Origin of the sequence: Hamadaea tsunoensis DSM 44101 (genome assembly GCF_000428945.1) — a bacterium.
Taxonomy (GTDB): Bacteria; Actinomycetota; Actinomycetes; order Mycobacteriales; family Micromonosporaceae; genus Hamadaea; species Hamadaea tsunoensis.
On record NZ_AUAX01000003.1, the window covers coordinates 159035 to 181385 of the forward strand.

The window sequence follows — 22351 nt, forward strand, 5'->3', positions numbered from 1 at the left end:
TTTTTGTCCCGGGACAAGAATTCGATCTTGAAATTGATCTTGATCAAGCGAGGCGCTGCGGCCAGTCGCCGCCGTGGCCGTGGAGGCGGACCTCGCGGGTGTCGTCGTCGTGGCGGGAGATGCGCACCTCCAGGTACGCGTCGCTGAGCTGCTCGACCAGCCCTTCGCCCCACTCGACGACGGTGACCGAGTCGTCCACGTCGGCATCGAGATCGAGATCGTCGACCTCGGCCCGCGGATCCTTGACCATCCCCAGCCGGTACGCGTCCACGTGCACCATCGGCAGCCGGCCGCCCCGCGCGGGGTCGGGCCGGTGCACCCGGGCGATGACGAAGGTCGGCGACGTGATCGAACCGGCGACTCCGAGGCCGGCGCCGATGCCCTGGGCGAGGGCGGTCTTGCCGGCGCCGAGCGGGCCGGTCAGGACGACCAGGTCCCCCGCCCGCAACGCGCCCGCCAGCCGCCGGCCGAACGCCTGGGTCTCCTCGACGGTGGGCAGGGTCGCCGCCGTGTCCAGTTGGGTCACTTCACAACCCTATCGAGGAAGCGCTGCATCGCGGCGTTCACCTCGTCGGCGTGCTCCAGCAGGACCACGTGGCCGGAGTCCGGCACGATCACCAGTTCCGCGTCGGGCAGGTGGCGGACGATCTCCTGCGAGTGGGCCACCGGCAGGATCGTGTCCTTGCCGCCGCAGACGACCAGCACCGGCTTGTCCCGGATGGCCTGCAGCGCCGGGTAGCGCGCGTGGCTGTAGAGCGTACGCAGGTAGCGGGCCACGGTGTCGACGGGCGTCGCCGAGTTCATGTGCTCCACATAGGAGACGAGGGCCGGCGAGGGTCGCTTCGTTCCGAACCCGTACCTGCGGGTGAGCAGCCAGGCCAGGTCGCTGGAGGCGTGCCGGGCGCGGTCGATCATGGGGCCGCTGAACCGGTTGGCCCGGCTGACGACGGGCATGAGCGCGCCCGCGTTCGCCACCAGTTCCGGTACGCCGCCCAGCTTGCCCACTTCGCTGCGGCCGCCGGAGGTCGAGATCAGCACGACTCCGGCGACCCGCTCGGCGAACAGGTCGGGGTAGCGCTCGGCGCAGGCCATGATCGCCATGCCGCCCATCGAGTGTCCGATAAGGACGATCGGCCCGGCCGGGACGGTCTCGTCGATCACGTCGCGCAGCACCTCGCCGAGCATCGGCAGCTCGTACTCGCCGTCGTGCAGGCGGCCCGACCGGCCGTGGCCCGGCTGGTCGTAGAAGACCATCCGGTACCCGCCGCCGTCGAGGTAGCGCCGCTGCATGTGGAAGGTGCCCATGTCCAGGCAGAAGCCGTGCACGAAGATCAGGGTCGGCTCCGGCTCCTCGTCGTCGAGGCCGATCGCCACGCCGTCGGCCGGCTCCAGGACCTCGACGTAGACGTCCAGGCCGTCGGCGGTCGTGACGGTCAGGCTCTGGTCGTACGGCAGCTCCCCGAACGGCTCATGCGTGAAGGGATCGTTCGTCTCGTTGCGCGTACGCCCGACCAATGCCCGCTCCGCCGCGACTCCGGCGGCGACCCCCGCCGCCGCAACTCCCGCCAGTACGCCGATGACCCCGAACTTGTTAGCCATGCTCGGCCCCGCCGACGTGCACTCTGGGCACACGATGGCTGCCGAATCTGGTCACGATCTCGTAGTTGATCGTGTCGATCGCCTCGGCCCAGTCGTCGGCGGTCGGCTCGCCCCGATCTCCCGGGCCGAACAGCACCGCCTCGTCGCCGGGGCGTACCTCGTCGTCGCCGACGTCCACGACGATCTGGTCCATGCAGACCCGGCCGGCCACGGTGTACCGCTTCCCGTTCACCGACACCGGACCGACGTTGCTGCCGTGCCGGGGTACGCCGTCGGCGTACCCGAGGGGGACGAGCGCGAGAGTCGTCTCGCGGTCGGTGTAGTACGTGTGCCCGTAGGAGACCCCCTGCCCCGCCGGTACGCGTTTGGTCAGCGCGACGCGGGCGCGGGCGGTCATGGCCGGGCGCAGCCCGAAGTCCCGACCGGGGATCGGGGACAGCCCGTAGAGCGCGATGCCGGGCCGGACGATGTCGAAGTGCGTGTCGGGGCGGGTCAGGGTGGCGGCGGAGTTCGCGAGATGGCGTACCTGCGGGACGACGCCGATCCGCTCCGCGACCGCCAGCGCGTCCTGGTACGCCGCCAGCTGGGCGTCGATCGTCTCGTGCCCGGGATCGTCGGCGTACACGAGGTGGCTCCAGATGCCGACGATCTCGACCAGCCCGTCGTCGCGCGCCTTCGCGGCCGCCTCGACCAGCGTCGGCCACTCCTCCGGCCGGCTGCCGCCGCGGCTCAGCCCTGTATCGATCTTGAGATGCACCCGCGCCGGGAGGCCGGCCAGCTGCGCGGCTGCCACCACGTCCGCCAGCTGCTCGGTGCTCGCGGCGTTCAGGTCGACGTCCTCGACCACGCCCTCCAGCAGGGGAATCCCCGGCCCGACCAGCCAGGCGAGGATCGGCGCCGTCAGGCCCGCCGCGCGCAGCTCGAGCGCTTCGCCGAGCGTACAGACGCCCAGCCAGGTCGCGCCGCCCGCGAGGGCCGCCCGCGCGCTGGGCACCGCACCGTGCCCGTAGCCGTCGCCCTTCACCACAGCCATGACCCGCGCCGTGGTGGCGGCGGACACCAGGGCCGCGTTCGCGCGGATGGCGTCCAGGTCAACTCTCGCCTCGGCCTGCCACATGCCTCAACCCTACCGGCCGGTACGCGTGAAGCCGTAGATGCTAGGCGACTGGGACGACCGTACGCAGAGCGGCCGCTATGTCCGCGCTGGTGACCGAGCCCGACTCGGCGGCCCGGCGGCCCGCGAGCCCGTGCAGGTACGCGGCCACGACCGCTGCGCGTACCGGGGAAAGGCCCGCGGCCAGCAGCGAGCCGAGGAGGCCGCCGAGGACGTCGCCGGAGCCGGCGGTGGCGAGGGCGGGCGAGCCGGTCGGGTTGACCCAGGCCTCGCCGTCGGGGGCCGCGACGATCGTGCGGTCGCCCTTGAGCAGGACCACCGCGCGGGTCCAGGCGGCCAGCGTGAGCGCTGCGCCGACCCGGTCCTCGCCGGGGCGGCGGCCGGCCAGGCGGGCGAACTCGCCGTCGTGCGGGGTGAGCACGGTCGGGGCGTCGCGGTCGCGCAGTGCGGGGGCGAGCGTTCCGTCGACCAGCAGGTTGATGGCGTCGGCGTCGAGGACGACCGGGACCGGCGCGGCGAGCACGGCCCGGACCTCGTCGCGGGCGCGCTGATCCTGGGACAGGCCGCTGCCACAGGTCCAGGCCTGTACGCGTCCGCTCGCGGCCACCTTCGGGCTGACGATCACGGACGGGTGCAACGTCGCGACGATCGAGTACGCCGGGCCTGCGTACCGGACCATTCCGGCCGGACCGGCCAGCGCTCCGGCGGTCGACAGCAGCGCGGCGCCCGGGAACTCGGCCGACCCCGTGGCCAGCCCGACCACGCCCCGGCTGTACTTGTCGGAGGCGGCGCCCGGGCGCGGCCACCACTCCTCGATGTCTGACCAGTCCGGTACGCGTACCGCGGGGGCGGTCAGCGGGGTGACGCCGATGTCGATGAGCTCGACCTGCCCCGCGAGCCGGGCCGCCGGGCCGACCAGGAGCGCCGGCTTCAGTACGCCGAACGTCACCGTCACGTCGGCGCGGATCGCCGGGCCGGGCACGTCGCCGGTGTCCACGGAGACGCCGGACGGCACGTCGACCGCGATCACCGGCGGGCGTACCGGGAGGGTTTCGAGGCGCTGGGCGAAGTCGAGGGCCTTGCCGCGCAGCGCGCCGGAGGCGCCGATGCCGAGCAGCCCGTCGACGACCAGGTCGGTGTGGTCGGGCCACTCCGCCAGGACGCGGCCGCCGGCGCCGGTGAACGCCGCGAGGCCCTTCGCGTGCGCCCGCTGCGGATCGGTCAGCAGGGCCGACACCTGGGCACCCTGGCGGGCCAGGTTCACGCCCGCGTACAGCGCGTCGCCGCCGTTGTTGCCGGGTCCGACGAGCAGCAGGACCCGGGCGGCGTACACCCGGCCGGGGGCGCCGGTGCGCAGGGTGACCGCGCAACGGCGGGCGAGCCCGGCGGCGGCGCGCATCATGAGGGTGCCCTCCGGGAGCGTCGCGAGCACCGCTTCCTCGGCCGTACGCACATCGGGTGCGCGCCAGGCCGCCCTCACGAGGCGGCCATGGTGGAGTCGTGGCCGGCCGGGCCGTCGAGGCGCTCGGCGATGACGACGGCCGAGGCGATCCCGCCGTCGTGCGACAGCGACAGGTGCCAGCGCTGAATGCCCAGTTGGTCGGCGGCCTTGGCGACCGTGCCGCTCACCGTCAGCCACGGCCGGCCGTCCCCGTCGACGACGACCTCGCAGTCGTGCCAGCGCAGCCCGGCGGGCGCGCCGAGCGCCTTGGCGACGGCCTCCTTCGCGGCGAACCGCGCGGCCAGCGATTCCGGCGAGCGCGGATGGCCGGTGTGCGTCGTCCGCTCGCTCTCCGTGAAAACGCGTTCCACCAGGTGCGGCGTACGCGCCAGAGACTCCGCGAACCGTTCGACGAGTACGACGTCGTTCCCCACGGACACGATCACACGGACACCTTATCGGCAACCGTTGTGGATGGCCGGACCGTCCACTCTCCCCCGTTCGTCCACAGCGGCTCGACCCGGCCCGGCCGGACGGCGAACATCGGTCGCATGCGGATCGAAGCCGACCTCACCGCCCTGGACCGGCACGGGACACGACTCGAACAGACCGGTCGTGACCTGCCCGCCGACCTAGACTCTGGGCAGCCGGAGCTGGCCCGATGGCAGGCCTCGGTGCGGCGGGCGGCGGCCGGGCTCGCCGGCCGGATCGAGGAGGCGGGTCACGCCGTGAAGGCCTGTGCAGCGAACTACGCGGAGACCGACGCGCGGGTGGCGGACCGGTGGGCCGGCCTTGCCCGGCGGCCCTCATGATCGCGACCACGGCCGGCCCGGTCGTGCTCGCGGCTGCGGAGGGCGCGGTCGCGGTCACCGCCCTTGCCGGCGTCACGGACGGCTCCGCCTCGTGGCGGGCGGCGGCTTCCTGGGCCGGCTTCGCGGACCGGCTGGCGTCCCGTCTGTCCGAACTGGAGGGTGCGGCCGCGGGCCTGGCGGCGTCCTGGTCGAGTCCGGCGGCCGACGCGGCGGCGGTGACGCTGGCGGATCTCCGTTCCAGTACGGCCGCGCTGCGCATGCCGGTGGCGCGGACGCACGAACTGCTCGTCGAGCACGCGATCGCTCTCGATCGGGCCGGTGAGCTGCTCCGCGGCGGCGACGCGGCGGCGGCCGGGCAGCTCGCCCGGATGGCATCGGAGCGGCTTCGAGCGGGTCTGGCCGGCCTGTCGGTCGAACCCGCGTCCCTCAGCCCGGCACACTCCGGGCCGCCGGTGGATGCCGGACCGGCCGCCGACGAGCCGCCGACGCAAGGCGGGCCGGCCGCCGTCCACACGTGGTGGGCGGGCCTTTCGGCGCGGGAACGGCAACGCCTGCTCGACGAGCAGCCCGGCCGGATCGGGAATCTCGACGGCATCCCCGCCGTCGACCGGGACACCGCGAACCGCGCGATCCTCGCCCGCGACCTGCGGGACGGCGCCCCGAACCAGCCCGGCCTCGCCACCCTGGCCGACCGGCTCGACCGGCAGACGCCGCGCGCGTACCTGCTGGGGTTGGACACCGCCGGGGACGGGAAGGCGGTCATCGCGCTCGGCGACCCCGACTCCGCCGCCAACGTGCTCACCTTCGTGCCCGGCATGAACGCCGGGCTCAACCGCCATCTCGCCGTCGACCTCGACCGCACCGCGTCCCTCGCGGCCGCCGCCCACCGCGCGGACACCGGCGCGAGCACCGCCGCGATCCTCTGGGTCGGCTACGACGCGCCGGACACGATCTTCCAGGCCGCCTCTTCCGGGTACGCCGACCGCGCCCGCGCCGACCTGCACGCCTTCCAGGACGGGCTGGCCGCCGCGCACCACGGCCCGATCGGCGAGCAGTCCCTGGTCGGCCACTCCTACGGCACCCTCGTCATCGGCGAGACGGCCCGTGACGTCGGCGTACGCGCGGACGACCTGGTGTTCCTCGGCTCGCCCGGGGTCGGTGTCGAGCACGCCGCCGACCTGCACGTCGCGCCGGGAACGGTGTGGGCGGCGAGCGCGGACAACGACATCCTCGGCCTCGCCGCCCCGTCGGTGAAGGAGTTCCTCACCGACCTGATCAAACCGCGCTACTTCGGCGATCCGATGCCGAGCCTGTGGCACGGGCACAATCCGGCCGACGACGGTTTCGGCGCGCACGTGTTCGCGGCGGCCAACCACACCAACCCGGTCGCGGCGCATCTGTCCTATTGGGACGCAGACAATCCGGCGCTCGCGAGCGTCGCGCTGATCGCCACGGGACAGGACGCGCGCGTCACTCCACTGTGACGGACTTTGCCAGGTTGCGGGGCTGGTCGACGTCGTGGCCACGGGCGGTCGCCATCTCGCACGCGAGCACCTGCAGCGGGACCGTCGTCACGAACGGCGCCAGCAACGTCGGCGTCCGCGGTACGCGGATCAGGTGGTCGGCGTACGGGACCACGGCTTCGTCGTCCTCTTCGGCGATGACGATCGTGCGGGCGCCGCGGGCGCGTACCTCCTGGATGTTGGAGACGATCTTGTCGTGCAGGACGCCGCGGCCGGCCGGCGACGGCACCACGCAGACGACCGGCGTCCCCTGGTCGATGAGGGCGATCGGGCCGTGCTTCAGTTCCCCGGCCGCGAACCCCTCCGCGTGCATGTACGCGAGTTCCTTGAGCTTCAGGGCGCCTTCGAGCGCCACGGGGTAGCCGACATGGCGGCCGATGAACAGCAGCGTGTTCTGCGAGGACAGCTCCCGGGCCAGCTCGCGTACGCCGTCCATCGACGCGAGCACCTTCTCGATCGCGTCCGGCATGCTGCGCAGCTGCTCGACGACCGAGGCGACCTCGTCGGCGTACTTGATGCCGCGTACCTGGGCGAGGTGCAGGCCGACCAGGTAGCAGGCGGCCAACTGGGTCAGGAACGCCTTGGTCGACGCGACCGCGATCTCGGGGCCGCCGTGCGTGTAGAGGACGGCGTCGGACTCGCGCGGGATCGTCGAGCCGTTCGTGTTGCAGATCGCCAGGACGCGCGCCTTCTGCTCCTTCGCGTGGCGCAGCGCCATCAGCGTGTCCATCGTCTCGCCCGACTGGGAGATCGCGATCACCAGCGTCGACCGGTCGAGCACCGGGTCGCGGTAACGGAACTCGCTGGCCAGCTCGACCTCGCAGGGGATGCGCGTCCAGTGCTCGATCGCGTACTTGGCCACCAGCCCGGCGTGGTACGCCGTACCGCAGGCGACCACGAAGATCTTGTCCACGTCCCGGAGATCCTGGTCGGTGAGGCGGACCTCGTCGAGCAGGATGTTGCCGGTGGTGCCGACCCGGCCGCGCAGCGTGTCCGCCACGGCCTGCGGCTGCTCCTCGATCTCCTTCTGCATGAACCAGTCGTGGCCGCCCTTCTCGGCGGCGCGCGCGTCCCAGTCCACGTGGTACGGCTTGGCCTCGACCGGCTTGCCGTCGAAGTCGGTGATCTCGACGCCCTCCGGCGTGATCAGCACGACCTGGTCCTGGCCGAGCTCCAGCGCGTCACGGGTGTGCGCGATGAAGGCGCTCACGTCGCTGGCGAGGAAGCTCTCCCCGTCGCCGACCCCGACGACCAGCGGCGAGTTGCGCCGGGCGCCGACGACCGCGCCGGGCGCCTCCTTGTCGATCGCGAGCAGCGTGAACGCGCCCTCCAACCGACGGCAGACGCGGCGCATGGCCTCGGCCAGGGCGGCCGGCCCGGACGTGTTCGAGATGGTCCGCAGTTCGGCGGCGAGCAGGTGCGCGACGCACTCGGTGTCGGTGTCGGACGCGAACTCGATGCCCTCCGCCTCCAGCTGCGTACGCAGCGACGCGAAGTTCTCGATGATGCCGTTGTGGATGACCGCGACCCGCCCGTCCTGGGACAGGTGCGGGTGGGCGTTGCGGTCGGTCGGGCCGCCGTGCGTGGCCCACCGGGTGTGCCCGATGCCGACCGACCCGGCGGCGATCCGCCCGTCGGCGTCCTCGGCGAGGGCCCGGTCCAGGTTGGCCAGCTTGCCCGCCCGCTTGGCGATCAGCAGCTCCGTCTCGGTGAGCACGGCGACGCCGGCCGAGTCGTAGCCGCGGTATTCCAGGCGGCGAAGTCCGTCGACGACGATCTGCAGCGCCGGTCGGGCGCCCGCGTACCCCACGATTCCACACATGTCCCGCAGCGTAGCCGAGTTTCACTCACGATGCATGCTCGGAGCAGATACTTTCGCGCATGAACTTTGAGTGAAACCAGGCTGAATCGGGCTCTGACCAGCAAAAAGAAAGACCGCCACGAAACGCGGCGGTCTTCGGGGACGGGAACGGATCAGACGCTGCGGACCACGTCCGCGATCCGCAGCGCGATGCCTTCGGCCAGATCGGCGGAGGGCGCCTCGACCATGACGCGTACCAGTGGCTCGGTCCCGGAAGGACGCAGCAGTACGCGACCGGTGGTGCCCAGCTCGGCGGTGGCCGCGTCGACGGCCGCCAGCACGTCCGGATGCCCGGCCGCGGACCGGTCCGCCTTCACGTTGACCAGCTGCTGCGGGAGCTTCATGACGACCGACGCGAGCTCGGCCAGCGTACGCCCGGTCGCGGCCACCCGCGCCATCAGCAGCAGGCCGGTGAGCAGCCCGTCGCCCGTCGGCGCGTACGCCGGAAGCACGATGTGCCCGCTCTGCTCGCCGCCGATGGAGTAGCCGTGCTTGTTGAGGGCTTCGAGCAGGTAGCGGTCGCCGACCTTGGTCTCGACCAGGTTGATGCCGGTCTCGCGCATGGCGTTGCGCAGGCCGAGGTTGCTCATGACCGTCGCGACCAGGGTGTCCTCGACCAGCGCGCCCGCGTCCCGCAGGGCCAGCGCGAGGATGGCCATGATCTGGTCGCCGTCGACCACGTCACCGGCCGACGTGACGGCCAGGCACCGGTCGGCGTCGCCGTCGTGGGCGAGGCCGAGATCGGCGCCGTGCTCGACGACGGCGGCCCGCAGCGCGTCCAGATGCGTCGCGCCGCACTCGTCGTTGATGTTGAAGCCGTCGGGCTCGGCGAAGATCGGGATGACCGTCGCCCCCGCCGCCCGGTACGCCTCCGGCGCGACATCGCTCGCGGCGCCGTTCGCGCAGTCCACCACGACCGTCAGACCGTCGAGCGGGTGCGTGACGGCGGCCGCCAGGTGCTTGAGATAGTGCTCGGCCCCGTCGAGCAGATCGTGTACGCGACCGACCCGCGCACCGGTCGGCCGCTCCCACACCTCGCCCACGCGGGCCGAGACGGCGTCCTCGACCTCGTCGGACAGCTTCACGCCGCCGGCCGCGAAGAGCTTGATGCCGTTGTCGGGCATGGGATTGTGGCTCGCCGACACCATCACGCCGAAGTCGGCGCGTACCTCACCGGTCAGGTACGAGACCGCCGGGGTCGGCACCACACCGACCCGCACCACGGTGGCTCCGGCGCTGGCCAGGCCCGCGACGACGGCTGCTTCGAGCATCTCGCCGCTGGCCCGGGGATCGCGGCCGACGACGACCACCGGCGGATGAGAACTCTGCGGATCGGCCAGTTCCCGGGCCGCCGCGATGGCCACGGACATCGCGAGTTCCGGGGTGAGGTCGCCGTTCGCGAGTCCGCGTACGCCGTCGGTGCCGAAGAGCCGACCCATGTTGCCTCCAAGATCAGGGTGGAGATACGGCAATGGCCGGGGGCGGCGCCCCCGGCCACGACCGTAAATACCGTATACCCGCGGCTGATTAACGCTTCGAGTACTGCGGAGCCTTGCGGGCCTTCTTCAGACCGTACTTCTTGGACTCGGTGACGCGGGCGTCACGGGTCAGGAAGCCGGCCTTCTTCAGCGCCGGGCGGTCCTCGATGTCCAGCTCGCACAGCGCGCGGGAGATCGCCAGGCGCAGCGCGCCGGCCTGACCGCTGATGCCGCCGCCACGCAGGTTGGCAACGACGTCGTACGCCTCGGGCTTCTCCACGATGACGAGCGGCTCGCGCACCGTCTGCTGCGAGACCTTGCTCGGGAAGTACGCGGCGAGGTCACGGCCGTTGCACGTGATCTTGCCGGTGCCGGGGACGATGCGCACCCGGACGATGGCCTCCTTGCGGCGGCCGACGGTCTGCACGGGACGCTCGCCCCGGGGGGCACGGACCGCGACCGGCGCCGGTGCGGCCTCGACTGCCGTGGCGACGGCGGCCGGGGTCGGCACGGACGTCTCGGTCATGATGATTTCCTCGCTCACTGGGCGACCTGCTTGATCTCGAACGGAACCGGCTGCTGCGCGGCGTGCGGGTGCTCGGCGCCGGCGTAGACCTTGAGCTTGCCAATGATCTGACGGCCCAGCTTGTTGTGCGGGATCATGCCCTTCACGGCCAGCTCGACGGCCTTCTCGGGGCGCTTGCTCAGCAGCTCCTCATAGCCGACGGCGCGCAGACCACCCGGGTAACCGGAGTGGCTGTAGGCCACCTTCGTCGCGCGCTTGTTACCGGTCAGCGCGACCTTGCTGGCGTTGATGATGATGACGAAATCGCCGGTGTCCACGTGCGGCGCGAACGTCGGCTTGTGCTTACCGCGCAGAAGGGTCGCGGCGTGGGTGGCGAGCCGGCCCAGCACGACGTCAGAAGCGTCGATCACGTGCCACTGACGCTCGATCTCACCCGGCTTCGGGCTGTACGTACGCACAGGTCTACCTTGTCTGTCGTCGGACAAAAGTCATGCGATTGCTTGGCCGGCCGGGAAACCCGCCCGGAACACATCCCAACTGGATGTGACCCGCTTGGCCTCTGCCGACAATGAACGACAAGCGTACCTGACCGGTCCGTGCCGCCTCTCCACGCAACAGCCCTCGACGATACTCTGCGCGTCCGGCCAGGGTCAAAACGGGTGCCACGCCAGGTGCCCACCCTCACAACCGCGGTCCCTCACAGGCGGACCGGATCCACGGTGCGGCCGGTTTCACATCAGGGGTACGCGCGCCGGAACCACACGGCAATCACACGTTCGTAATTTTCCCGCCATGACCGCCGCTGCCACGACCGCTGCTGTGACCACGAGCGCGCCGGACGCCGACGTCCTGGCCCGCTGGAACCCCGAGGACCCGTCCTTCTGGGCGGCCACCGGCCGGCGCATCGCCCGGCGCAACCTGATCTTCTCCATCTTCGCCGAGCACCTCGGCTTCTCCGTCTGGACGCTGTGGAGTGTGGTGGTCGTCGCCCTGCCCGCCACCCTGTTCCCCTACTCGGTCGACCAGAAGTTCTGGCTGGTCGCCCTGCCGAACCTGATCGGCGCCCTGATGCGGATCCCGTACACGTTCGCGGTGACCCGGTTCGGCGGGCGTACCTGGACGACGATCAGCGCCCTCCTGCTGCTGATCCCGCTGTCGGGGATGATCTACGCGGTGACCGCCCGGCCGGCGTACTGGGTGGTGCTGCTGTGCGCGGCCACGGCCGGTGTCGGCGGCGGCAACTTCGCCTCGTCGATGACCAACATCTCGTTCTTCTTCCCCGAGCGGGAGAAGGGCACCGCGCTCGGCTTCAACGCCGCGGGCGGCAACCTCGGCATCAGCGTCATGCAACTCGTCGTCCCGATGGTGCTGGCCGCGGGGCTCGTCTACGGCGGCGTCATGTGGCTGCCGCTCGTGCTGGCCGCCGCGGCCTGCGCGTACTTCTTCATGAACAACCTGTCGGTGGCGCGGTCGCCGCTGCGGGCGCAGTTCGCGACGGTGAAGCGGCCGCACACGTGGATCATGTCGTTCCTCTACGTCGGCACCTTCGGCTCGTTCCTCGGCTACTCGGCCGCGTTCCCCCTGGTGCTCAAGCTGCAGTTCCCCACCGCGCCGGTGTCGCACCTCGGTGGCGCCACCATCACGCTCGCCTTCCTCGGGCCGCTGATCGGCTCGCTCACCCGCCCCGTCGGCGGCTGGCTGTCGGACAGGACCGGCGGCGCCCGCGTGACGGCCGCCTGCTTCGTGATCATGGGCCTCGGCTCGTACGGCGTGATCTACGCGGCCGGACACAAGGCGATGGGGCTGTTCCTGGCCTCGTTCCTGGTGATCTTCGCGGCGGCCGGCGCCGGGAACGGCTCGACCTACCGCATGATCCCGGCCATCTTCGCCGCGAAGTCGCCGGACCTCGCCACCGCCAAGCGCGAGTCCGCCGCCACGCTGGGCATCGCGGGCGCGGTCGGCGCGCTGGGCGGCTTCTACCTGCCCCGCGCGCTGTCCCAGTCGATCTCGGCCACCGGCGGCGTCGGCACCGCCTTCACCTGGTTCACCGTCCTGTACGCGACCTGCCTCGTCGTCACGTGGTGGTGCTACCTGCGCGGACCGCTCGCCGCCGGGGGCAAGCGCGTCTGACCCACCCGCCGATCCCGCTTTGCCAAGATCCACCTTTGCCAAGATCCCGCTTGGATCAGGTTTTCGCACGTAATCATGGGCCATGATTCGGGTGATTTCCCTGATCCAAGCGGGATCTTGGCGGGATCTCGGCGGATCTTGGCGGGGAGACGCGGTACGTTAGGTGATGCGAGCAACTAGTTCTTGCGCATTGGTTGAAGATTCATCTATCGTTGCTCCCGACGGCGAGAACGCCGGAACAGTCTTTCGCACGTTTGGGAGAACCACGATGTCGCTCGTTCTGGACAAAGAAGCTCAGGACCTCCTCTTCCGCGAGGCGCGTACCGCCAACTCGTTCACCTCGGAGCCGGTGACCGACGAGCAGGTCCAGGCGATCTACGACCTGGTCAAGTACGCCCCGACGGCCCTCAACTCGCAGCCCCTGCGCATCGTGCTGGTCCGCACCCCGGAGGCCCGTCAGCGCCTCGTCGACACGATGGGTGACGGGAACAAGGCCAAGACGCTGGCCGCCCCGCTGGTCGCCATCCTCGCCGCCGACCACGACTTCCACGACGAGCTGCCCAAGACGTTCCCGCATGCCCCCGGCGCCCGCGACTGGTTCCCCGAGGAGGCCGCCCGCATCCAGACCGGCCGGTTCAACGCCGCGCTGCAGGTCGGCTACTTCATCCTCGGCGTACGCGCGGCCGGGCTGGCCGCCGGTCCGATGGCCGGGTTCGACGCCGAGCGCCTGAACAAGGAGTTCTTCGGTGACGGACGGCACAGCGTGCTGGCGGTCGTCAACATCGGCCGGCCGGGCGAGAACGCGTGGTTCAACCGCAACCCCCGCCTCGAGTACGCCGAGGTCGTGACCACGGTCTGAGACCCGGAACGGGTCCTGCGGCCGTCCTGGGCACCCCGGGGCGGCCGATCTCATCTATTGAGACACTGTCGGAGGGAGTGGGTACTGTGACTGACATGTCCGCCGAAGCGACGACCGAGACCCGCTGGCTCACCGACGCCGAGCAGCGATCGTGGCGGGCCTACCTCGCGGGCAGCCGGCTGCTGATGCACAGCCTCGAGCGCGGCCACCAGCAGAACGGCCTGTCGAGCACCGACTACGAGATCCTCGTGCAGCTCTCCGAGGCGCCGGACCACCAGCTTCGGATGAGCCAGCTCGCCATCGCGACCCTGCTGGAGAAGAGCCGGCTGTCGCACCAGATCACACGGATGGAGCGAGCCGGGCTGATCGAGCGGCGGCCCTGCCCGGACGATCGGCGCGGCCAGTTCGCGGTCCTCACCGAACAGGGCTGGGAGACCATCCAGCGGGTCGCCGTCTACCACGTCGAGCAGGTCCGGGAGGCGTTCGTCGACCGGATGAGCGCCGAGCAGCTGGCCGTCCTCGGGGAGGCGTTCCAGCAGGTGATCGACGGCATCCGGAAGCTGCCGCCGACCGAGTGCGCGGAGCGCCTCGGCTACGAAGCAGAGGAGTGAGGAGCCGCCCGCGGGGCGGCTCCACTCCACCGCATCCGGGCTACAGATCCTGAATGATCTTCAGGGCCCGGCCGACCTTGCGCATCGTGTCGGTGTCAGCGACATCGACCAGGTCGGTGAACCATTTCTTCATCGGCGAGGAAACCCGATCGGGCATGATGATGAACTCGCCCATGGTCACGGCGAGCGGGGAGTCGCGAAGCTCCTCCTCGTCCACCACCTCGGCGACGATTACGATCGGCACATCGGTCCCGTTGTAGACGTCCGAGCTGACGACCAGCCCGAGCCGTTCACGGGCTCCCTCGATGCGCCAGATCTCACCTCTCCGCAGCACGCTCGCCATGTCCTCCGCTGCCTAGACGTGGTCGATCGCTGGGCAGCCTTCTGCTGCGCATCACGTCGCTGACCGCCTCATAATCGGCTTCGTCGGCGAGCGCCTGCTTCTCCAGCTTGTCTAAACCGGCCCTCTTGAGCACATCGGCATGGGCGCCGAAGAGTTCGCGCAGGGCCTTTTCCTTTGCCGCTTTGTCCATCCACGCAGAGAGGGACAAGCCGTCGCGCTCGGCGTACCGTCGCGCGTCGGCGATCGTGTCGTCCGAGAACGAGAGAGTCACCTTCGCAGTCATGCGACTGAGGTTACCTCTGGTATGACCCATAGTCATCCCCCTATGAGGAAATCCTCGCGTGAATGAAAACCAGCTGTTCACCTGCGGTGTTGTGGATCTCACGGACAGTCACTATGGATCACGTTAGATCATCTCGTCAACGGACAAAACCCGCAACCGGTGCTGTTTCTCCCGGCCCACCGGCCAACACCCGGCCAGCCGAACAGATGAGCGCGACTTTGCAGGTCGGAAACATATGAGAAGTCCGGCCGAAACCGCCTCCGGTCACTCTCAATGACATGACACCCCAGGACGCGGCACCCCCCGGGCAGCCGCACGAGGTGCCGACCCATTGTCCTTATTGCGCTCTGCAGTGCGGCATGACGCTCACACAGTCGGCCGACGGCCGCGTCGAGGTGGCCGCCCGCGACTTCCCGACCAACCGCGGTGGCCTGTGCCAGAAGGGCTGGACCGCCGCCGAGCTGCTCGACCACCCCGACCGGCTCCGGCAGCCCCTGCTGCACGGCGAGCCGGTGAGCTGGGAGACGGCGTACGCGTACATCGTCGACAAGATCACCGCCATCCAGTCCGAGTACGGGCGGGATGCCGTGGCGGTCTTCGGCGGCGGCGGCCTGACCAACGAGAAGGCATACGCGTTGGGCAAGTTCGCCCGCGTCGCGCTGCGGACCAAGAACATCGACTACAACGGCCGGTTCTGCATGTCGAGCGCGGCGGCGGCCGGGATGCGCGCCTTCGGCGTCGACCGCGGCCTGCCGTTCCCGCTGCCCGACCTGGCCGGCGCGCAGACCCTGCTGCTGGCCGGGGCCAACGTCGCCGAGACGATGCCGCCGTTCGGCCGCTGGCTGGCCGACCAGCGGGCCAATCCGGGCGCGGAGCAGATCGTCATCGACCCCCGGGCCACCCCGACCGCCCGGGTGGCCACCCTGCACCTGCAGCCGACCCCCGGGACCGACCTCGCCCTGGCGAACGGGCTGCTGCACATCGCGATCGCCGAAGGGCTGGTCGACGAGGAGTACGTCGCGACGCGTACCCGGGAATGGGAGCAGGTGAAGCGGATCGCCGCCGGCTACTGGCCGGCGCGCGTGGAACGCATCACCGGGGTGCCCATCGCGGACCTGGAGCGGACGGTGCGGGCGCTGGCCCGCCGGCCCGCGATCATCCTGACCGCGCGCGGCGCCGAGCAGCACGCCAAGGGCGTCGACACGGTGAGCGCCTTCATCAACCTCGCGCTGGCGCTCGGACTGCCGGGGCGGCCGGGGTCCGGCTACGGCTGTCTCACGGGACAGGGCAACGGACAGGGCGGCCGGGAACACGGTCAGAAAGCCGACCAGTTGCCCGGTTATCGGAAGATCGACGATGAAAGTGCCCGGAATCACATCGCCCGAGTGTGGGGTGTGGACGCCGCGGATCTGCCGGGGCCCGGAGTGAGCGCATATGAGCTGCTGGACAGCCTGGGAACGGACTCCGGACCGCAGGCTCTCCTCGTCTTCGGATCCAATCCGGTCGTCTCCGCGCCGAACGCAATTCACATTGGGAAACGTCTGCGAAACCTCCAGTTGTTGGTCGTATGCGATTTTATAAAGAGCGAGACCGCAGAACTCGCGGACGTCGTCCTCCCCACGGCCCAGTGGGCCGAGGAGGACGGGACGATGACCAACCTCGAGGGCAGGGTGCTGCGGCGCCGGGCCCTCCGCAAACCGCCGCCAGGGATAGGGACGGATCTGGCGGTCCTGGCCGAGCTGGCCTCCCGGCTCGACCAGAGCGCCGAGCCGCGTGAGCGGCACGGCCACCCCGGGGAGGGCGCCGATCGGGCAATCGGCGACCACCCCACAGGTGCGCGGTTCGTTGCCGACCCGCGCGCTACCTTCGAAGAGCTGCGGCGTGCCACCGCTGGCGGAGTTGCCGACTACGCGGGCGTCACGTGGGAGCGGGTGGACGCCGAGGACGGCGTGTTCTGGCCTTGCTCGTCAGCGGACCGGGCAGGCACGCCGCGGCTCTTCGAGGAGGGTTTCTTCACTCCCGACGGCCGTGCCGTCTTCCACCCCGTCGAGCACCGGCCGGTCGCCGAGGACATCGACGCGGACTTCCCGCTCTACCTCACCACCGGGCGGTTGCTCGCCCAGTACCAGTCCGGCGCGCAGACGCGCCGGATCGGGCCCCTGCGCAAGGCCGCCGGCTCCGCGTTCGTCGAACTGCACCCGGACCTCGCGGCCCGCCTCGGCATCTCTCACCAGCAACGAGTACGCGTGACCAGCCGCCGCGGTTCGATGACCGCACCCGCGCGGCTCACCGAGACGATCCGGCCGGACACCGTTTTCGTGCCCTTCCACTTCGCGGGTGAGCAGCGGGTCAACTCCCTCACGAGTGACGCGCTCGATCCGGTGTCGAAGATGCCCGAGTTCAAGGTGTGCGCCGTCCGGGTCGAACCGGCCGAACCCTCGGGCGAACCGGAGGACGCATGACCCAGGTGGTGATCGTGGGCTACGGCATGGCCGGCGCGCGTTGCGCGGCCGAGCTGGCCCGCTTCGGAGTGAAGGCGAAGGTGCTCGGCGCGGAGCCGCATCGGGCGTACAACCGGATTCTGCTGTCGAACCTGCTGGCCGGCAAGACCGACGAGGCCGGCGTCGAACTCCCGGACGCGGTCGAGGACGTCCGCCCCGGTACGCGGGTCGTCGCGATCGCCCGCGCGGAACGGGCCGTGCACTGCGAGGACGGCGAGGTCGTCAGTTACGACCACCTGATCCTGGCCACGGGAGCCGATGCCTGGGTGCCTCCCATCGAGGGGCTGCCCGAGGCGCTGCCGGACCGGGTCGCGGTCTTCCGCACGCTCGACGACGCACGGCGGATCGTGGCGCTGGCGGGGTCCGCGCGTACGGCGCTGGTCCTGGGCGGCGGCCTGCTCGGGCTGGAGGCTGCGCGGGGGCTCGCGACGCGGGGACTGGACGTGCACGTGGTCCACCCCGTCGGCCACCTGATGGAGCGGCAGATCGACCCGGACGCCAGCGGCATTCTCGCCGGCACGCTGTCCGGGCTCGGCATCACCGTCCACACCGGAGTGTCCGCCGACCGGTACGCCGAGACTCCCGAAGGCGTCGGCCTCTGCCTGTCCGACGGCCGGACCATCACCGCCGGGCTGCTCGTGATCGCGTGCGGCGTACGCCCGAACGTCGACCTCGCCCGCGGGGCCGGGCTCAACGTGGAGCGCGGGATCGTCGTCGACGACCGGCTGCGGACCAGCGACCGGCACATCTCGGCGATCGGCGACTGCGCCCAGCACCGGGGGCAGGTCGGCGGCCTCGTCGCGCCCGCCTGGGCCCAGGCCTCGGTCGTCGCGCGGGTGCTGAGTGGGGAGGAGCCGCTGGCCGCGTACCACCCGACGCCGGTGGTGACCCGGCTCAAGGCGAGCGGCATCGACCTCGCCTCGATGGGCAGCCTGGCCGAGGAGCCCGGGCACGAGGACCTCCGCTTCGCCGACCCCGCCCGCGGCACGTACGCCCGCCTGCGCATCCGCGACGACCGGGTGACCGGCGCGGTGCTGCTCGGCGACAACCCGAGCGTCGGGCAGGTGATCCAGCTGTTCGACCGGGGCGACGCCGTCCCCGCCGACCGCCGGGCGCTGCTGCTCGGCCGGGCGCTGGGCGGCGCGGCCACGGCGCAGGCGGCCCCCACACCGGCGCTCATGCCGGACCTGACCACCGTCTGCCAGTGCAACAACGTCAGCAAGGGCGCGATCGTCAGCGCCTGGCGGGACGGCCACCGGGACACACCGGCGATAGCGGCGCGTACGCGCGCCACCACGGGCTGCGGCACCTGCACCGACGCGGTGTGCGGCATCAGCGACTGGCTCTCGGCTTCCGAAGGAGCACGCGGATGAGACATGTTGTCGTCGTCGGCAACGGCATGGTCGGCCAGCGTTTCGTCGAGGCGCTGACGGCACGGGACGCCTCCGGCGAGTGGCGGGTCACCGTCCTCGGCGAGGAGAACCGGCCCGCTTACGACCGCGTACGCCTGTCCGCGCTGTTCGACGGGTCCACGCCGGCGGATCTGCACCTCGGCGACCTTCCGTCCGGTGTGGACCTCCGGCTCGGGACGGCCGCGCTGGCCGTCGACCGGGCGGCGAAGACCGTGACGACCGAGGCGGGCGTGCTCGCGTACGACGAGCTGGTGCTGGCGACCGGAAGCCGCGCGTTCGTGCCGCCGATCAGCGGCGCCGACCTGCCGGGCGTTTTCGTCTACCGCACGATCGACGACCTGGAGGCCATGCGCGAGTACGCGGCCGGCCGCAGCGTCGGCGCGGTGCTCGGGGGCGGCCTGCTCGGGCTGGAGGCGGCGAACGCGTTGCGGCTGCTCGGTCTCGCGACCCACGTCGTGGAGTTCGCGCCCCGGCTGATGCCGCTGCAGGTGGACGAGGGCGGCGGCGCGGTCCTGAAGAACCACGTCGAGGGCCTGGGCCTGACCGTCCACACCGGACGAGCCTGCGCCTCGCTGGTCGGAACCGAAGCCGGGGTCACCGGCCTCACCTTCGCCGACGGCGGCGCGGTCGACGCCGAGATCGTGGTGATCGCGGCCGGCATCCGGCCCCGCGACGAGCTGGGGCTCGGCCTGCCGCTCGGCCCGCGGGGCGGCTTCCTGGTCGACGCCTTCTGCCGGACCGAGGACCCGGCCGTCTGGGCCATCGGCGAGTGCGCGGCGCTGTCCCTCGACGGCGCCGACGGTCGCACGTACGGTCTGGTCGCCCCCGGGTACGCGATGGCCGAGGTGGTCGCGGACCGGCTCGTAGGCGGCGACGCGGCGATGACCACGCCGGACACCTCCACCAAGCTCAAGCTGCTCGGCGTCGACGTGGCCTCGTTCGGCGCGGCCGACGGCCCGCTCGACGTCGTCTACCACGACGGCGCCCACGGCCTGTACGCCAAGCTCTGGCTCTCCGACGACGCCAAGGTCCTGCTCGGCGGGGTCCTGGTCGGCGACGCCTCGGCGTACCCGACGCTGCGGGCGAGTCTGGGCGGTCCCCTGCCCGGGCCGCCGCTGGCCCTGCTCGCGGGCGACTCCGCCGCCACTCCGCTGACGTTGCCGGGCTCGGCGCAGGTGTGTTCCTGCAACGCGGTCACCAAGGACGCGATCGTCGACGCGATCAAGGGCGGTGCCGCCGACGTCCCCGCCGTCAAGGCCTGTACGCGCGCCGGCACCACCTGCGGTTCGTGCGTACCGATGCTGAAGCAGCTGCTGAACGAATGCGGGGTCGTGCAGTCGAAGGCGCTGTGCGAGCACTTCGACCACACCCGCCAGGAGCTCTTCGACATCATCCGCGTACGCGGTGTGCGTACGTTCTCGGAACTCATCACAGGCTTCGGCCGCGGGCGCGGCTGCGACATCTGCAAGCCGGTCGTCGCCTCGATCCTGGCCTCGCTGACCAACGGCTACGTGCTCGACGGCGAGCAGGCCGCCCTGCAGGACACCAACGACCACTTCCTGGCCAACATCCAGAAGGACGGGACCTACTCGGTCGTGCCGCGCATCCCCGGCGGCGAGATCACCCCGGAGAAGCTCATCGTGATCGGCGAGGTGGCCCGCGACTTCGGGCTCTACACGAAGATCACCGGCGGCCAGCGGATCGACCTGTTCGGCGCCACCGTCGAGCAGCTGCCGCAGATCTGGCGCCGGCTCGTCGACGCCGGGTTCGAGTCCGGGCACGCGTACGGCAAGGCGCTGCGGACCGTGAAGTCCTGCGTGGGCAGCACGTGGTGCCGGTACGGCGTACAGGACTCGGTGGGGCTGGCCGTGGCGCTGGAACTGCGCTACCGGGGACTGCGGGCGCCACACAAGATCAAGTCGGCGGTCTCCGGCTGCGCGCGTGAATGCGCCGAGGCGCGGGGCAAGGACTTCGGCATCATCGCCACCGAGACCGGCTGGAACCTCTACGTGGGCGGCAACGGCGGCTTCCGGCCCCGGCACGCCGATCTCCTCGTCTCGGACGTGTCCACCGAGGACCTGATCCGGACGATCGACCGGTTCCTCATGTACTACATCCGCACCGCCGACCGCCTCCAGCGCACGTCGAGCTGGCTGGAAGGGCTCGACGGCGGGCTGGACCACCTGCGGGACGTGGTCTACCACGACTCGCTGGGCCTCGGTGCCGAGCTCGACGCGGCCATGGCGGCCCACGTCGAGTCCTATGCGGACGAATGGGCGGCCACCCTCGACGACGAGGAACGGCTGTCGCGGTTCGTCTCGTTCGTCAACGCGCCCGGTGTACCGGACCCGTCCATCTCCTTCGAGACCGAGCGGGGCCAGCGCGTACCGGCCCGGTCGGTCCCCGTTCTGATCACTGGGAGGCCGTCATGACAGCACCAGTCCTCACCGAGACCGTCGTCTGCCCGCTGCACCGCATCGAGATCGAGCGCGGCGTCGCGGCCCTGGTCGGCGGCGAGCCCGTGGCCATCTTCCGCACCTTCACCGGCGACCTCTACGCCCTGGACAACGTCGATCCGTTCAGCGGGGCGTCGGTGCTGTCCCGCGGCATCGTCGGCACCCGCGGCGACGCCCCGACCGTGGCCTCGCCGCTGTTCAAGCAGGCGTTCGATCTGCGTACCGGCGACTGCCTGGACGCACCCGGAGTACGCGTACGCACCTGGCGGGTACGCGTACGCGACGGCATGGTCTGCGTGGGGACGCCGGAATGAGCGAGCTGTCGGGGTTCACCATCGGCGTCACCGCCGACCGGCGACGGGACGAGCTGGCCGCGCTGCTGGAGCGGCGCGGTGCCCGGGTGGTCATCGCGCCCGCCCTGCGGATCGTCCCGCTGCCGGACGACGCCGAACTGCGCGACGCCACCCGGCGGTGCCTGGCCGCGCCGCCGGACGTGGTGGTGGCCAACACCGGCATCGGCATGCGCGGCTGGCTCGAAGCGGCCGAGGGCTGGGGTCTCGGCGACGCGCTGCGCGGCGTACTCGCCGACGCGTACCTCGTCGCCCGCGGCCCCAAGGCGCGCGGCGCCGCCCGGGCCGCCGGCCTGCTCGACCAGTGGTCCCCCGACTCCGAGAGCTGCGACGAGGTCCTGTTCCACCTGATGGACCGGGGCGTACGCGGCGACGTCATCGCGGTGCAACTGCACGGCGACCAGCAACCCGAATTCTGCGCGGCGCTGCGCGCGGCCGGCGCCGAGGTCATCGAGGTCCCCGTCTACCGGTGGGCGCCGCCGCTCGACCCGGCCCCGCTCCAGCGTCTCGTCGACCTCGTCCACGGCCGCCTGATCGACGCCGTCACCTTCACCTCCGCCCCGGCCGCCCAGGCGCTCCTCGACGCCGCCGGCCCCGCCCGGGACGCCTGCCTCGAGGCGTTGCGTACCGACGTGGTGGCGGCCTGCGTAGGCGCCGTCACGGCCGCCCCGCTCGTCGAGCTGGACGTCCCGGTCATCGTCCCCTCCCGGGCCCGGCTGGGCGGCCTCGTCCGCTCCCTTGTGGACGAACTCCCCAAGCGCGCCGTCACCCTCCAGGTCGCCGGCCATGAACTCACCCTGCGCGGCCACGCGGCAGTGGTGGACGGCGAGCTCAAGCCGTTGGCCCCGGCGCCCATGGCGGTCCTCCGCGCCCTGTCGACCCGGGCAGGCCGGGTCCTGTCCCGCGCGGCCCTGTTGCCGTCGCTCCCCCGCGGCGCGGACGAACACGCCGTGGAGATGGCGGTCGCCCGGCTACGAGCCGGCCTCGGGGGTTCGGCATTCGTCCAGACAGTGGTCAAACGCGGCTACCGCCTCCCCGTCGACTGATCCCCC

The 22351-nt window shown here is 71.4% G+C and carries 21 protein-coding genes; 10 read left to right on the forward strand and 11 right to left on the reverse strand.

Annotation, left to right across the window (positions count from 1 at the left end; all coding sequences use genetic code 11):
* Positions 1-43: 43 nt before the first annotated feature.
* The 5 genes from tsaE to G401_RS0105800 are packed head-to-tail and all read right to left on the reverse strand — an operon-like array spanning position 44 to position 4600.
* Entirely contained in the window at positions 44-526 is a 483-nt protein-coding gene (gene tsaE / locus G401_RS0105780) for a tRNA (adenosine(37)-N6)-threonylcarbamoyltransferase complex ATPase subunit type 1 TsaE (RefSeq protein WP_027341755.1), read from the reverse strand.
* Positions 523-1599, reverse strand: coding sequence for an alpha/beta fold hydrolase (locus G401_RS0105785; protein WP_051366217.1), 1077 nt, complete (start codon positions 1597-1599; stop codon positions 523-525). Before G401_RS0105785 ends, tsaE begins: the two co-directional genes overlap by 4 nt.
* Positions 1592-2716, reverse strand: coding sequence for an alanine racemase (gene alr / locus G401_RS0105790; RefSeq protein WP_027341757.1), 1125 nt, complete (start codon positions 2714-2716; stop codon positions 1592-1594). Before alr ends, G401_RS0105785 begins: the two co-directional genes overlap by 8 nt.
* A gap of 40 nt (positions 2717-2756) precedes the next feature.
* The gene (locus G401_RS0105795) at positions 2757-4193 is read right to left on the reverse strand and encodes an NAD(P)H-hydrate dehydratase (RefSeq protein ID WP_027341758.1); all 1437 of its coding nucleotides are present in this window, start codon (positions 4191-4193) and stop codon (positions 2757-2759) included.
* On the reverse strand, positions 4190-4600 hold the full coding sequence (locus tag G401_RS0105800; RefSeq protein ID WP_027341759.1) for a holo-ACP synthase: 411 nt from the start codon (positions 4598-4600) through the stop codon (positions 4190-4192). The genes G401_RS0105795 and G401_RS0105800 overlap by 4 nt, the downstream gene beginning before the upstream one ends.
* A 105-nt stretch (positions 4601-4705) precedes the next feature.
* Between G401_RS0105800 and G401_RS56630 the strand changes: the two genes are divergently transcribed.
* Both G401_RS56630 and G401_RS43740 read left to right on the forward strand, forming a co-directional pair.
* Positions 4706-4966, forward strand: coding sequence for a hypothetical protein (locus G401_RS56630; RefSeq protein ID WP_169734150.1), 261 nt, complete (start codon positions 4706-4708; stop codon positions 4964-4966).
* The gene (locus G401_RS43740; RefSeq protein ID WP_051366219.1) at positions 4963-6450 is read left to right on the forward strand and encodes an alpha/beta hydrolase; all 1488 of its coding nucleotides are present in this window, start codon (positions 4963-4965) and stop codon (positions 6448-6450) included. The genes G401_RS56630 and G401_RS43740 overlap by 4 nt, the downstream gene beginning before the upstream one ends.
* On the opposite strand, the gene glmS is transcribed toward G401_RS43740, so the two are convergent.
* From glmS to rplM, 4 genes are all read right to left on the reverse strand, one after another.
* Positions 6437-8311: a glutamine--fructose-6-phosphate transaminase (isomerizing) gene (gene glmS / locus G401_RS0105815; protein ID WP_027341761.1), complete on the reverse strand. Its 1875-nt coding sequence runs from the start codon at positions 8309-8311 to the stop codon at positions 6437-6439. The two genes, G401_RS43740 and glmS, sit on opposite strands and share 14 nt — an antisense overlap.
* A 152-nt stretch (positions 8312-8463) precedes the next feature.
* Positions 8464-9789, reverse strand: coding sequence for a phosphoglucosamine mutase (glmM, locus tag G401_RS0105820; protein WP_027341762.1), 1326 nt, complete (start codon positions 9787-9789; stop codon positions 8464-8466).
* A gap of 88 nt (positions 9790-9877) precedes the next feature.
* Positions 9878-10354, reverse strand: a complete 477-nt coding sequence (rpsI, locus tag G401_RS0105825; RefSeq protein ID WP_027341763.1) for a 30S ribosomal protein S9 — start codon at positions 10352-10354, stop codon at positions 9878-9880.
* Positions 10355-10368: 14 nt separating this feature from the next.
* Positions 10369-10812 carry a 50S ribosomal protein L13 gene (gene rplM, locus G401_RS0105830; protein ID WP_027341764.1) on the reverse strand — a complete coding sequence of 148 codons (444 nt, stop codon included), beginning with the start codon at positions 10810-10812 and terminating at the stop codon, positions 10369-10371.
* A gap of 334 nt (positions 10813-11146) precedes the next feature.
* On the opposite strand from rplM, the gene G401_RS0105835 reads away from it, so the two are divergent.
* From G401_RS0105835 to G401_RS43745, 3 genes are all read left to right on the forward strand, one after another.
* Positions 11147-12484 (forward strand): MFS transporter, encoded by a 1338-nt coding sequence (locus G401_RS0105835; RefSeq protein WP_051366220.1) that lies wholly within the window; start codon positions 11147-11149, stop codon positions 12482-12484.
* A gap of 268 nt (positions 12485-12752) precedes the next feature.
* Positions 12753-13343: a malonic semialdehyde reductase gene (locus G401_RS0105840; protein ID WP_027341766.1), complete on the forward strand. Its 591-nt coding sequence runs from the start codon at positions 12753-12755 to the stop codon at positions 13341-13343.
* Between the two features lie 95 nt (positions 13344-13438).
* Positions 13439-13954, forward strand: a complete 516-nt coding sequence (locus G401_RS43745; protein ID WP_034590858.1) for a MarR family winged helix-turn-helix transcriptional regulator — start codon at positions 13439-13441, stop codon at positions 13952-13954.
* Between the two features lie 40 nt (positions 13955-13994).
* Here the strand turns inward: G401_RS43745 and G401_RS0105850 are convergent, their stop codons facing one another.
* The gene (locus G401_RS0105850) at positions 13995-14297 is read right to left on the reverse strand and encodes a type II toxin-antitoxin system PemK/MazF family toxin (RefSeq protein ID WP_027341767.1); all 303 of its coding nucleotides are present in this window, start codon (positions 14295-14297) and stop codon (positions 13995-13997) included.
* Positions 14272-14580 (reverse strand): DUF6364 family protein, encoded by a 309-nt coding sequence (locus G401_RS43750; RefSeq protein ID WP_157545372.1) that lies wholly within the window; start codon positions 14578-14580, stop codon positions 14272-14274. The genes G401_RS0105850 and G401_RS43750 overlap by 26 nt, the downstream gene beginning before the upstream one ends.
* A 278-nt stretch (positions 14581-14858) precedes the next feature.
* On the opposite strand from G401_RS43750, the gene G401_RS43755 reads away from it, so the two are divergent.
* From G401_RS43755 to G401_RS0105880, 5 genes are read left to right on the forward strand one after another with little or no spacing between them, the layout of a single operon-like run.
* The gene (locus G401_RS43755) at positions 14859-17042 is read left to right on the forward strand and encodes a molybdopterin oxidoreductase family protein (protein WP_051366222.1); all 2184 of its coding nucleotides are present in this window, start codon (positions 14859-14861) and stop codon (positions 17040-17042) included.
* Positions 17039-18454 (forward strand): FAD-dependent oxidoreductase, encoded by a 1416-nt coding sequence (locus tag G401_RS0105865; RefSeq protein ID WP_027341768.1) that lies wholly within the window; start codon positions 17039-17041, stop codon positions 18452-18454. Before G401_RS43755 ends, G401_RS0105865 begins: the two co-directional genes overlap by 4 nt.
* The gene (gene nirB, locus G401_RS0105870) at positions 18451-20925 is read left to right on the forward strand and encodes a nitrite reductase large subunit NirB (protein WP_027341769.1); all 2475 of its coding nucleotides are present in this window, start codon (positions 18451-18453) and stop codon (positions 20923-20925) included. The genes G401_RS0105865 and nirB overlap by 4 nt, the downstream gene beginning before the upstream one ends.
* A complete protein-coding gene (gene nirD, locus G401_RS0105875; RefSeq protein ID WP_027341770.1) occupies positions 20922-21263 on the forward strand; it encodes a nitrite reductase small subunit NirD in 342 nt (113 codons plus the stop codon). The genes nirB and nirD overlap by 4 nt, the downstream gene beginning before the upstream one ends.
* On the forward strand, positions 21260-22345 hold the full coding sequence (locus G401_RS0105880) for a uroporphyrinogen-III synthase (protein ID WP_027341771.1): 1086 nt from the start codon (positions 21260-21262) through the stop codon (positions 22343-22345). The genes nirD and G401_RS0105880 overlap by 4 nt, the downstream gene beginning before the upstream one ends.
* Positions 22346-22351: the final 6 nt, after the last annotated feature.